This is a genomic window from Fodinibius salicampi, from assembly GCF_039545095.1.
Lineage (GTDB): Bacteria > Bacteroidota > Rhodothermia > Balneolales > Balneolaceae > Fodinibius > Fodinibius salicampi.
On sequence record NZ_BAABRS010000002.1, the window covers coordinates 60,624 to 73,490 of the forward strand.

Genomic DNA, 12,867 nt, shown 5'->3' on the forward strand with positions numbered 1-12,867 from the left:
TGAGCTGCCCTTTTTTATTTGTAATAAATGATTACCAACAATGAGTAAGATATTTGTTCAATTCTTTGTTTATCTCATTTTAATCAATGGGCTAACCGGTTGTGGTGATAACTCGACAGAACCGTCCCAAAATGATAAGCTATTATTAATTTCCTTTGACGGGTTTCGATACAATTATCTCGAAAAGGTAGAAACTCTCCGTTTTGATACCTTGGTTTCTGAAGGAGTTAGGGCAGAGGGACTTATTCCCGTATTCCCAAGCAAAACGTTCCCCAATCACTACGCCATTGCGACGGGACTGTATCCCGAAAATTCCGGCTTTGTCAATAATACCATGTACGACCCGGAGTGGGAGGAATGGTATCGTATACGCGACCGCGAAGCCGTAGAAGATGGAAAATGGTACGGCGGTGAACCCATCTGGAATACCCTCGAAAAGCAGGGTATTAAAACCGGAACGATGTTTTGGATAGGATCGGAAGCCGACATTCAGGGGATGCATCCCACACACTGGAAACGATACAACGACGATATGCCCCATAAGGCTCGTGTAGATACTGTTGTGAAGTGGCTTTCGGACTCCGAAGAAGAGGACGTTGATTTTGCTACCCTCTATTTTAGTCACTTAGATACGCAAGGACATCGTTACGGGACAAAATCGGATTCGTTGGAGGTCGCTATTAGGGAAGCCGATCGTATTATGGGTTACCTCAAAGAGCAGCTTCAGGATAGCGGCCTATGGGACAGAACGAATATTCTGGTCGTTTCTGATCACGGGATGATTGACTTATCAGAGGAGAAAATTATTGATCTCGATAAGATCGTAAATATGGATGATATCGAGCGAATCATATGGGGTCCCCTAACGATGATACAGCCCGAATCCGGAAAAGAAACGGAGATTTTCGAAGCGTTAAAAGCACAAGAGGAGTTCTATCGCGTTTATAAAAAAGAAAATATACCAGATCGGTATCATATAAAGAATAGCCGGCGTGTATCGGATATAGTGCTAATTGCTGATTTGGGATATACCATTTTGGATTCGAAAAACAGAGAGCAATTTATTAAATCGCTTCCGCGAGGCACCCATGGATATGATCCGAATAAAAAGGCGATGCATGCCTTCTTTTTAGCGCATGGGCCTGCATTTAAAAAGGATACCACTGTGGAAGCTTTTCAGAATATTCATCTCTATGAGCTAATGAATGAGCTTATGGGGACTGAGCCCGCTCCTAATGATGGTTCCCTGGATAGCGTTAGAGTCCTTTTAAAATAAATTTGTTTGCCAAAAACGTTGCATCTATCCGCTGAAGCCGGGATATTTAGGCCAACTTTGAAACACAATAGAAGAACAGATTTCTAATGGCATATATAGTAACAGAACCGTGCATTAATTGTAAATATACCAACTGTGCGGCTGTATGTCCGGTGGATGCCTTTCGTGAAGGACCCAACTTTTTAACCATTGATCCGCTGGAATGTATTGACTGTGATGCATGTGTAGCTGAGTGTCCGGTTGAGGCTATCTATCCGGACGATGAAGTGCCCATGGAATGGGAGCATTATATTGAACTGAATGAACGGCTGGCAGAGAAGTGGTCCGATCGCATTATTAATATGACCAAAGATGACCTGCCTGATGCGGATGAGTGGGCCGAAGTGGAAGACAAACTGGATCACCTGCAGGAAGAGTGGGATTAGTCTTTGGTTTTCGGATATTGAACTGATACCAATTTCCGCCGAATAAATAGAGTGGGAGCTGGTCGATCTTCTGATTGGCTCCAAGCAGGCTTAAAATGCTGTTATTTCCATTTAAATTAAAACTTTATCTATATCAGCTTAAGTCTTACTTAAATAATGGCTAACTCTAAATTCAGCAATCAATTTTCTGTAAGAGGTAAAGATTTGGTTCTCTCATCCCCTAAAATCATGGGGATTCTGAATGCTACCCCGGATTCTTTTTCTGATGGTGGTAAGTTTAATCAGACGGATGAAGCGCTCAATCGTATTGGGAGAATGATCTCCGAGGGGGCGGCCATCATTGATATTGGAGGAGAATCCACCCGTCCTGGTGCAGAACCGGTATCAGAAGAGGAGGAGATTGATCGGGTAATTCCGATCATTGAAAAAGCAGTAAAACAATTTCCGGATACCTTTTTTTCAATTGATACTACAAAGTATAAGGTGGCAAGGGAGGCATTGGAGCGGGGTGTGCATTTAGTTAATGATGTGAGCGGACTTAAGGAACCGTTGTTAGCAGGTTTATGTGCAGAATATGATGCCGGTTATATTCTAATGCATACGCAGGGAAATCCGGAAACCATGCAGGAGAATCCTACCTATGATGAAGTAACCAATGATGTCTACCTTTTTTTAAAACAAAAAATTGCTCTGGCCGAAGAGAGGGAACTGGATACGATTATCATAGATCCGGGCATTGGTTTTGGCAAAACACTGGAGCATAATCGAAAACTTATAGCGGATCTGGATGCTTTTCGATCTTTGGGCTATCCTATCATGGTAGGTGCTTCCCGAAAATCGATGATTGGGGACATTTTAAAAGGCCGGGATGTCAATGGACGTCTTATCGGGACTATTGCTGTACACTATCATGCGATGTTGCAGGGGGCGAATATTATTCGCGTACACGATGTGAAAGAAGCCCATGATTCGTTAATGGTCTATAACGTCCTCACTTCAGTTTAAAAGGTTAGTTGTGAGCTTGGATTGCTGTTATATATGAAGGAAGTCTATTCCATCAGGATATTTAAGTTGCTAAAATTATAGTTATATTTATGCACATATAAATAATTTTAGTTAAAGAGGATACTCCGTTGATCCCCATTGGATTCTTAGAATTTGGAATTACGGACTTTGTTGAAGTCCTAATTATTACGATGGTATTATTCTACCTTTACCGGTGGATACGGGGAACCTTTGCCATTCAGGCTGCTGTAGGACTTGTTTTTATTATTCTCGTAAATGCTGCCGTAAGTGCAATGGGGCTTAGTACTATTAACTTTATCCTGCGCGGTATTCTGGATGTAGGAATTCTGGCCGTATTTATCATCTTTCAACCGGAAATAAGAAAACTTCTCTACCGGTTGGGGCAAAATACCAATATCGATCGCTTTTTCGTACAGTCCAACTCCGAGGATATTATTGATGAAGTGATTGAAGCCGTTCGTAATATGTCACATACTCAGACAGGAGCCCTCATTGTATTTGCCCGTTCTTCTACGCTGCAGGATTTGGTGGATGTAGGTATTCAGCTGGATGCTCGCGTAAACAGTCAGCTTTTACAAACTATTTTTAACCGGCATACTCCGCTGCATGACGGCGCGGTTGTAATCAGAAGTAACCGGATTGTTGCGGCCAGTTGCTATCTGCCGATTTCTCAGAATCAAAATATTTCGTCTGTATTTGGAACACGGCACCGGGCAGCCGTGGGGATAACCGAAACGAATAATGTTTTTGTAGTAGTGGTTTCAGAAGAAACAGGACGAATATCTGTAGCGCAAAATGGTTCATTAACCAGTGGATTGAGTATCCAGAAACTCCGCAGTGAGATGACAAAAGTACTTGGGGATCAGGATATAGAAGAGGATGAAGTTGCCTTTACTCCATCACAATCAGAGCTCAATATTAGCTAGATCCGTTTTTATTCGAAAGTTCAAGCACCTGGCGGGCCCGCTCTTTGCCGGCTTCATAGCGCTTATCAATCATATCCTCAGAAAAATCAAGAGAATCGCCCAGTGGTTTCTGGGGAGCTACAATATTGGATTCAATGTATTTATAGGGTGTGCCGTTGGGTTTTTGAAGAGAAGCATCCTGCTTTGCTGCTTGTCCGACAAGTCGATTAATTTGGACAAATCGCTCTATATCTTCTTTGAAAATTTCTTCCAGCATTACATCAATCGAACGCTTAGCGATGCGAAGAATATCATTTACTTTGACTTTATTCTGTTGGCGATCAAGCGGCTCGGTAGGCATAATAACAATCTCATCAGGATTATACGGCAGTACTTGTGCAATGGGAGAAATATTGCGTATTCCGCCGTCCACAAGTGTTTGGTTGTAGAAATCCACCGGATCAAATTGTACGGGTATGGCAGAAGATGCTAAAATGCGCAAAATATCATCTTCATCTATACGATGATCTCCTCTTTGTACGGTAGCTTTGACATAGTTTCCGTTTTCGAGCGTAACGAAGCCAAAGTGAAAAGGAGTGTGGACTTTTTGACCAATCAAATAGCTGGAGAGAAGTCGTTTAAGCGGCTTATGATCGTGGATCCCGCGTGGAGGACTGGAGATCCCTATTTTGTATAACGCAAACTGTTTAATAATCCCGGCAATGGGACGGGTGCGCAGAATATCGCTTTTGCTAACTGACTGCCAGAGCTGTTGTAATTCAGAAAATTGTTGTGTGGCAATCATGGCTCCATTCAAGGCCCCAACGCTAACACCGCTGATCACATCGAATTCATAATCCTGATCAAAAAAAATTTCAAGGGCTCCTACCTGAAATGCACCTTTTGCTCCGCCACCTGATAAAACGAGTGCTATTTGCTGATTCCGATCAGACATTTGTTCTTCTATGGTATTATCTGATAGTCAATGATGGTAACCTACAAAAACAATGTAATTTTATTTCGACTTAAAATACAACTCCAGTAGTTGATGCGCAGCCTTAAAAGAACTTATTTCCCCGTTTAAGACTTGTTGTTCAATTTGATCTTTTTGTTTTTGTACGGCCTTATTTTCATAAAAGTGTTCCCTGAGTCGATTGCTAATGGTATCATACATCCAATGCTTAGCCTGACGGTTTCGCTTATCCTGGAAGTAGCCGTTATCCTTTGTTAGGCGGACATACTCTTGGATGAGAGTCCAGATTTCCGGAATACCTTTTTCAGTTACGGCCGAACAGGTTGTAACTTCGGGACGCCATCCTGATTGATCTTCCGGATACAGATGAAGCGCATTTTTATATTCACGGACTGCCTGCGAAACTGCTTTTTTACTGGCTTCATCGATTTTATTAATGGCAATGGCATCCGCCATCTCCATGACCCCCCTTTTGATGCCCTGCAATTCATCCCCGGCCCCGGCCAGCATTAATAATAAAAAGAAATCAACCATAGAATGTACGGCCGTTTCTGACTGTCCGACACCAACGGTTTCTATAAAAATAGTGTCATATCCCGCAGCTTCACAGAGATAAATTGTTTCGCGTGTTTTACGGGCTACACCGCCCAGCGATCCGCCTGTGGGAGAGGGACGAATAAAGGCATTACCATGATTAGCTAACGTTTCCATGCGTGTTTTATCACCGAGAATACTCCCTCTGGAGCGCATGCTGCTGGGGTCGATGGCTAAAACTGCTAGATTATGTCCTTCTTCCAGAATATGATTACCCATTGATTCGATAAACGTACTTTTGCCGACGCCGGGCACTCCGGTAATCCCTACGCGAATTGAGTTTCCGGCTTCAGGAAGGCATTGTTCAATGATATTCTGCGCCAGTTCCCGATGGGATGACTTCGTGCTTTCAATGAGCGTAATGGCACGGCTCAAAATAGTTCGATCACCATTCTTGATGCCAGCTATATAATCGTCCAGAGAAAGGGAGGAGCGCCGGTTTTTAAATCGATTTAATGCCTCATTGTTGATGGCATTATTTTGCCGCGTCCCTTCAGTTGACGAAAGTGAAGAGTTGTTATTTTTGTTTTTGTCAGACAAATTTAAGGAAACTAAAAAAACGAAAGTTTATTGAGAATGAATTATTTCTGAGCATCAATCAAAATCTCCAAAATTTGCTGGGCAGCCAGTGAAATAACCGTACCCGGACCAAAAATACCGACTACGCCTTTCTCATATAAGAATTCATAGTCCTGTTCCGGCACTACCCCACCAACAATAACCATGATATCATCCCGGCCAAGTTTTTTGAGTTCTTCAAGCACTTGTGGAACCAGGCTTTTATGTCCGCCAGCCAGGCTGGAAACACCCAGAATATGCACATCATTTTCAACAGCTTGTCGGGCGGCTTCTTCCGGAGTCTGGAACAGCGGACCGATATCCACATCAAAACCAAGATCAGCAAAGCTGGTGGATATCACTTTTGCTCCGCGATCATGGCCATCCTGACCCATCTTGGCGACCATAATACGGGGACGTCGTCCGGCCAGATCTGCAAACTCATCAGCTAGCTTCTGGGCCTTTTGGAAGTTTTCATCTTTATCAATTTCTGAGGAATACACGCCTGATACCGATCTTACGGTTGCTTTGTAACGTCCGAACTCTTTCTCCATCGCATCGGATATTTCGCCGAGCGTAGCCCGTTTGCGGGCGGCCTTCACTGCAACATCCAGAAGATTGCCCTCTCCGGTTTCGGCTACTTTTGTGATGGCGCTTAACGCCGATTGTACTTCTTCTTCGTTGCGTTGGGACCGGAGCTTATCAAGTCTGTCGAGCTGGGCCTTTCGAACTTTTTCATTATCCACCTCAAGAATGTCAATTGGCTCTTCTTTGTCAAGGGAATATTTGTTAACACCCACAATGGTTTCTTTGCCGGAATCGATGCGTGCCTGCTTTTTTGCGGCAGCTTCTTCGATCCGCATTTTGGGAACCCCCGTTTCAATGGCTTTGGCCATCCCGCCAAGTTCTTCCACTTCTTCAATCAGTTCCCAGGCACGTCGGGCAATTCGGTCGGTCAGATATTCCACATAGTAAGAGCCTGCCCAGGGATCAACTGCTTTAGTTATGCCCGTTTCTTCCTGCAGGTATATTTGCGTATTACGGGCAATGCGTGCAGAAAAATCAGAAGGGAGTGCAATGGCTTCATCCAGCGCATTCGTGTGCAGGGATTGGGTATGTCCAAGAGCCGCTGCCATCGCTTCAATTGTGGTTCTTGCTACATTGTTGTAGGGATCTTGTTTGGTCAGACTCCATCCTGATGTTTGGCTGTGCGTACGTAGCGACATCGATTTGGGATTATCAGGATCAAAGCGTTTAACCAGTTTTGCCCATAGCATACGCGCGGCGCGCATCTTGGCAATTTCCATAAAGTGATTCATCCCGATAGCCCAGAAAAACGAGATACGCGGTGCAAAGTCATCAATGTCTAGTCCGGCATCAATACCCGTGCGGAGGTATTCAAGACCGTCTGCGAGCGTGTAAGCCAACTCAATGTCGCAGGTAGCCCCCGCTTCCTGCATGTGATAACCACTCACGCTGATAGAGTTGAACTTTGGCATATATTCCGAAGTATACTCGAAAATATCTCCGACAATGCACATCGACGGATTAGGTGGGTATATATAGGTATTGCGCACCATAAATTCTTTTAGGATATCGTTCTGGATGGTGCCCGCCAGCTTTTCTTTGGATATGCCTTGTTCTTCAGCTGTTACGATATAAAAAGCCATAATCGGAATGACGGCCCCGTTCATAGTCATGGAAACTGACATCTTATCCAGCGGAATCTGATTGAAAAGAACCTTCATATCTAGGATAGAGTCGATGGCCACGCCTGCTTTGCCCACATCGCCGGAAACGCGCGGGTGGTCAGAGTCATAGCCGCGGTGGGTAGCCAAGTCAAAGGCGACGGAAAGTCCTTTTTGTCCCTGTGCCAGTGCCTTGCGATAAAACTCATTGGATTCTTCCGCTGTTGAAAAACCAGCATACTGGCGTATGGTCCACGGTCGGTAGGTATACATGGTAGCGTAAGGCCCGCGCAGATAGGGGGGGATGCCTGCAGCAAAATCCAGATGTTCTAAATTTTTAATATCTGATTTTTCGAAACGAGACTTTACGGGAATCTGCTCGGCGGTATTCCATGTCTGCTCTCCATTTTCTTGGTCATCTGAAAGGAAATCCGATCTAAATGGTATGTCAGAAAAATCTGGTCTCATAAGCACAATATTTCATGCCCAAAGGGAGTATGGCAGATTGATAGTATGATATACCCGATAATACATTAAATATTAAGAGCTAAAAAGTTACGAATGACAATGAATCCCTATTAAATAATGCTATTGGCTTAGCTGTTGTTTTGTTCTAACCTACGAAATCTGGATAGCTTTAAAAAGCTGGACAGGTATATTTCATGGGCTTTATAATTTCCTGGGAGCCCCAAAAATATATTATTATTTCTTTATTGGATGTGAAAAATCATTTTCCTTTGTACCTATTATAGGTTTATAGCCGTTAATTTGATATAGAGTAATTATTTGTGGGGAAATCGCAAAATAACTTGTTTATTGTAACGTAAGTTATGTAATGGATGATCCTTATTCATTATCAGGAATGTTTTGGCTGATAGGAGGATTATTTGTCGTTTACTCGTCTTTATATGGGTTTTTATAATACCAGCCAGACCTTTTGTAAGATACTGTCGCAAATGTTGTGCTATTTTAAATATATGTCTAATAAATAACAGGATGATTAGCTTATGTCTAACGTTGAGAAAGTAACGTTTAACAATAGTACAAGCCGTGCTTTTAGTAAAACCGTGAAAAAGCGGGTTAATGAGTATTTTGAGGAGAATAATCTCTCAAAGCATGCTAATCTGCAAATGGTAGTAAAAACCATTGTATTACTGACCCTTTATTTTGGATCCTATGCATTAATTATGTCGGGGCAGCTCTCTCTCGGAGCCATGTGGGGTTTAACCTTTTTAATGGGGGTAGGGATGGCCGGTATCGGGTTTTCTGTTTCCCATGATGCGCTGCACGGGGCCTATTCTTCGAATAAATATATTAATCGTGCTTTAGGATTTACTTTCGATCTTCTGGGAGCGAATGGCTATATCTGGAAGATAACCCACAATATAATCCATCATACTTACACAAATATTCACGGACATGATGAGGATCTTGAAGTTGCCGAATTCATCCGCCTCTCGCCCCATTCTGAATTTAAAACGATTCATCGCATTCAGCATATTCTTGCTTTCTTTGCCTATAGTCTGGCTACCTTTTTCTGGGTTTTTATTAAGGACTATAAATATTTTTTGCAAGATGATATCGGTCCCTATAAAAATAAAACCCATCCAACCAGCGAATGGGTGATTCTATTCGTAACGAAAGCCATTTACTATACCTATATGCTGGCTTTGCCGATGCTTTTTCTTGATATTACATGGATTCACCTTCTGATTGGATTTACGACTCTTCATATTACAGCCGGACTCATACTTGGCATAATCTTCCAGCTTGCTCATGTTGTTGAGGGGACCGACCATCCGGTGCCGGATGAAGAAAATATGATTGATGAACACTGGATGATTCATGAAATGGTTACTACAAATAATTTTGGGCGTGATAATAAAGCGTTGTGTTGGTTTGTGGGTGGATTGAATTTTCAGATTGAGCATCATCTCTTTCCAAGGATATGCAGTGTACACTACCCGGCTATCAGCCATATTGTTGAGAAAACGGCAAAGGAGCATGATATCCCTTATAATCATCATGACACCTTTTTTGGAGCCGTGGCATCTCATTATCGCACGCTAAAAAAGTTTGGGGACCCAGATTATTCTTATTCCGAAGCGAGGGCGTGACAAACAATAGGATACTCTCGAGTGGTTTTGTTTTTTATCCGTTAGGTATTATGCTGTGTAGGCTTTTCCTTAATTTTCTGATATGGGCTTGCATCCCCAGCCCGAATGCTGGGTCATCGTATTAGCATTTCTACCAAACCGGGCTGGCCTGTACCAGGTTGTTATTCCTTGTGTATATTTTTTCGCATCAAAAAAAGGGAATTGCGCACAATCCACATTTTCGCGGTATGGATTTATTCGGGTCGAATCTTGGAAGGCTGTGGTGCGATCATAAAGGTCGTTAATATATCTTCCGACAGATTCCAAGTCATATTCTGCCAGTGTAATGGTAGTTTGGATTTCCTTTTTAAGGCGTTTAAAAGTGCTATCAGCTACGGATTGTGCTACTTTTCGGGCCGAAGTCTCAGGATTATCCTCCAATAATTGCAAGCCTTCTGTATCGATATGCGACAAGTGTAAATTCTGAGGAGAAGCCAGCAAGCGATTAGCAACAGGAGCAAGAGAATATGCCATGGCAGGAGTCCCGTTATTACAGGTAGAAAGCACAACAAGATCAAACTTTTTTTGATCAGTTGATAGAAAATGCTCAATACCTTCTGTAAATGAAGAGGTATTTACCCGTAGGTTTGGCAATGTTTGATGATAGTTCGTTCCTTCCTCATTTGGTATCTCATGTCCAAAATAGAGAAAATAATTCTGTAGGCTCTGATCTCCGGAATGAAAGTGGTATCGGTTGTAAAGTTGAGCTTCGGTAGCGAGGAAATCTTCATTTCCGTCAGGATACCGATACTTTATCTGGGTGGTCTTCTCTCCGTTTGTATAGTGATATAACATGCTGCTTTTACGTGGGAATAGTGCCAGGATTTTTTTCTCTGGCTGCTGGTAAAAAATAAATACTTCACCGGAACGGGCATTTTCTGCTACATTAAGGGCAGTATCCAATACCTGAGAATTTGCCCGAACGGGTTTTCCATTGGGATCATGAAATAGATAGTCGGCATCGGCATGGATATAATAAATGATTGAATAGTCAATATTAATAGGCTTATCCGGAGGAGCGTCTCTGGTTAGTTCAGCAGTATGACTACATCCCAAAAGACCCAGTATAATCAGACAATAAATAAAAAAGGTCGGAGCCTTTAAGGCAGCCGATGAATAACTCATTAGTTTATGAAGTTGAATAGGGTTGAAAAAAGTATGCAGTTATTTGGCTAAAAATGCCGTGAAATTTGAGAACTAAATATTAAATCTGTTGCATATTTTAATTGTCAATGATACAAAGCTTTGTCTGAAATTTTTTTAAAGTTTCAAGTACGTTACATTTGGCATAAATAAATTCATCTATTCCTGCTTCTTTGTAGTGATCCAGATCTTCCTGTGGATGTCCGGCTAATACCAGAATGGGCTGATTCTCAAGGCTATTAACTTCCTTCGCAATAGCCGGTACGAGTTCTTTGTATTCCTTGTCGGAGCTACAGATGACAGCAATATCCGGCTGCTGTTCTTTTACGGCCTTAATGGCGGCATCTATATTTTCAAAACTGATGGGATCTTCAATATCAAAACCGGCACAACCAAAAAAGTTAGCCGAGAATGCGGATCGGGCTTTTCTCCAATTTTTATCACCGAGTGGAAGGTTAAGCACCTTCGGAGTCATTTTATGCTTTTCAGTAGCTAGCCGCAGTTCTTCAAATGCTTGGGGGCCGCGGTAGGTATGGACAATTCTATAATGCTGTTTCCCGAAATCAAATAAGCGGGATGCTATATCTGCGATGCCGGCCCCCTGATTAAAGGCCTCTGCTAAATACTCCGGCAGGTTATTACTATCACTCCGAATATCTATATCGGAGTCGTTCAGCGCTACCGTTTGATAATCAGAATCAATTTCAGCAGCCATTTGATCGTCGGGATTGGTATACTGATTGGTCCCTACAAAAATACGTCCGCGGCTGGCAATTGCCTGATACCGGAGTTGTTGGGATTCCTGAATAGCCGACTGTATGGTGCCGTTTTCTATAGCTTTCAACAGACCGCCTTCAGTTTCCACTTCTTGAAAGATATTCCAGGCTTCTTGTCCCAGTTTATCGGTTAGCTTTTCAATATAATAGGAGCCGGCCGACGGATCTTCGACTTTATCCAGGTAGGCTTCTTCTCTTAAGATAAGCTGCTGGTTCCTGGCAATCCGCTGGGAAAAATTATCATTATGCCGGAAATGTTGATCAAAGGGAAGTACAGTTATGGAGTCACATCCTGCTATAGCAGCGGACATGCCTTCTGTTGAAGTACGCAGCATATTTGTATAGGGGTCATAAAGTGTCTTATTCCACCGGGAAGTTTCACCATGCAGATAGATATTATGATGTTCAGGATTGCCACCATAAGCTTCTAATAAATTCTTCCAAAGCAGCCGCGCGGCCCGAAACTTGGCTATCTCCAGAAAGTAGTTGGATCCTATGGAATAGCTAAAGTAGAGACGATCACTTGCTTTATTAACATCATATCCGTTGTTGGTAAGCATCGTCAGGTATTCGGAAGCTCCTGCCAATGCGTAACCGAGTTCCTGTACAATTGTGCCCCCCATATTGTGATAGGTCCGAGCATCTATGCACAGCGGATATACGTTCGGCAGTCTGAGATCGGTAAATTCAGCAAGTTGTAGGATGTCGCGGCTAAGCTGTTTTTTTCCTTTAGGATAATGTCCGTTCGACAGCAGATAAATAAACGGGTCGTAGCTAAAGCTGGCTTTAATTTTTTTAGGAGTTGAAGCAATTTCTTTGCTCTCGTTCCAGAGCATCCCTAAAAGGGCAGGAGAGGCAAGGCCTGCGTCAAAATGAAGCGCTGTATCTTCAATTGAGATATTATCAAAAAGTTGGTGGAAGCCCTTTTGGTTTTGAATTGGTAATCCCTGCAGGTCGCCGCCCAGCAGGCCTTCGGTACGATGTAGGGTCAAATGGAATTGTAATGCATCTGACCCGCGCTTAAGCGCATTCCTGGCCGATTGATTTGCAGAGCTAATATCTTTTGCAAAAATAGGTTCTCGAATTTCCCAGCTATTGGCTCTTTTGCACCCATTTTTTTTCGAGACCGGATGTTGTCGGTCCAGCTCATCCCGGCGATAAAACGGAAGAGGGGCAATACCTTCGTTAGTTTGCCAGCGGAGCTTTTTTTTATAGTTGGCACCTTTTAAATCACGTTCAATGATTTTTTCCCACTCTTCAGTCGATATGGGAGGAAACTCTTTAAATAACGACTTTTTGCCTGATGATGTGTCACTCATAATAATCAATCTTATCTGGTTGATTAGA

At 42.8% G+C, this 12,867-nt stretch carries 10 protein-coding genes; 5 read left to right on the forward strand and 5 right to left on the reverse strand.

The annotated features are described in order from the left end of the window. Positions 1-40: 40 nt before the first annotated feature. From ABEB05_RS08150 to cdaA, 4 genes are all read left to right on the forward strand, one after another. The gene (locus tag ABEB05_RS08150; RefSeq protein ID WP_265789174.1) at positions 41-1,276 is read left to right on the forward strand and encodes an alkaline phosphatase family protein; all 1,236 of its coding nucleotides are present in this window, start codon (positions 41-43) and stop codon (positions 1,274-1,276) included. An 86-nt stretch (positions 1,277-1,362) separates the two neighbouring features. Then, entirely contained in the window at positions 1,363-1,701 is a 339-nt protein-coding gene (gene fdxA, locus ABEB05_RS08155; protein ID WP_265789176.1) for a ferredoxin FdxA, read from the forward strand. A gap of 156 nt (positions 1,702-1,857) precedes the next feature. Beyond that, entirely contained in the window at positions 1,858-2,706 is an 849-nt protein-coding gene (gene folP / locus ABEB05_RS08160; protein WP_265789178.1) for a dihydropteroate synthase, read from the forward strand. Positions 2,707-2,834: 128 nt separating this feature from the next. Further along, positions 2,835-3,653 carry a diadenylate cyclase CdaA gene (gene cdaA, locus ABEB05_RS08165; RefSeq protein WP_265789180.1) on the forward strand — a complete coding sequence of 273 codons (819 nt, stop codon included), beginning with the start codon at positions 2,835-2,837 and terminating at the stop codon, positions 3,651-3,653. Here cdaA and ABEB05_RS08170 read toward each other — a convergent pair. From ABEB05_RS08170 to scpA, 3 genes are read right to left on the reverse strand one after another with little or no spacing between them, the layout of a single operon-like run. After that, entirely contained in the window at positions 3,646-4,587 is a 942-nt protein-coding gene (locus ABEB05_RS08170; RefSeq protein WP_265789182.1) for a patatin-like phospholipase family protein, read from the reverse strand. The two genes, cdaA and ABEB05_RS08170, sit on opposite strands and share 8 nt — an antisense overlap. A 60-nt stretch (positions 4,588-4,647) precedes the next feature. Beyond that, on the reverse strand, positions 4,648-5,739 hold the full coding sequence (gene meaB, locus ABEB05_RS08175) for a methylmalonyl Co-A mutase-associated GTPase MeaB (protein ID WP_265789184.1): 1,092 nt from the start codon (positions 5,737-5,739) through the stop codon (positions 4,648-4,650). A gap of 41 nt (positions 5,740-5,780) precedes the next feature. Then, complete coding sequence (gene scpA / locus ABEB05_RS08180; protein ID WP_265789186.1) at positions 5,781-7,913, reverse strand: methylmalonyl-CoA mutase; 2,133 nt, start codon at positions 7,911-7,913, stop codon at positions 5,781-5,783. 539 nt (positions 7,914-8,452) lie between these two features. Here scpA and ABEB05_RS08185 point away from each other — a divergent pair. Then, a complete protein-coding gene (locus ABEB05_RS08185; RefSeq protein ID WP_265789188.1) occupies positions 8,453-9,562 on the forward strand; it encodes a fatty acid desaturase family protein in 1,110 nt (369 codons plus the stop codon). 69 nt (positions 9,563-9,631) lie between these two features. Here ABEB05_RS08185 and ABEB05_RS08190 read toward each other — a convergent pair whose 3' ends face one another. Beyond that, positions 9,632-10,726, reverse strand: a complete 1,095-nt coding sequence (locus ABEB05_RS08190) for a hypothetical protein (protein WP_265789189.1) — start codon at positions 10,724-10,726, stop codon at positions 9,632-9,634. 97 nt (positions 10,727-10,823) lie between these two features. Next, entirely contained in the window at positions 10,824-12,839 is a 2,016-nt protein-coding gene (locus tag ABEB05_RS08195) for a methylmalonyl-CoA mutase family protein (protein WP_265789190.1), read from the reverse strand. Between the last annotated feature and the right edge of the window lie 28 nt (positions 12,840-12,867).